At 53.3% G+C, this 240-nt stretch carries 1 protein-coding gene; it reads left to right on the forward strand.

Annotated elements, in window-relative coordinates:
* The coding region (locus SAZ04_RS22875; RefSeq protein ID WP_332700070.1) for an aldolase/citrate lyase family protein at positions 1–240 on the forward strand (240 nt) is incomplete at both ends.

A 240-nucleotide genomic window follows, 5' to 3' on the forward strand; every position in this document is an offset into this window, starting at 1 on the left:
GTTTCCCATCGCAGCAACATGTACGGCACGGTGCCGAATTATAACGCCATCATCAACGACAACATTTCAGTATTAGTGCAAATAGAAACCCAACAGGCCGTTGACAACATTGACGCCATCGCCGCCGTTGACGGCGTGGACGGTATTTTTGTCGGACCGGGCGATTTGTCGGCCGCACTCGGCTATCTCGGGCAGCCGGCCCATCCGGAGGTGTTAAAGGTCATCAAACACATCTTTGAG

The sequence above is a fragment of the Halalkalibacter lacteus genome (assembly GCF_036663595.1).
Taxonomy (GTDB): domain Bacteria; phylum Bacillota; class Bacilli; order Bacillales; family Bacillaceae_D; genus Halalkalibacter; species Halalkalibacter lacteus.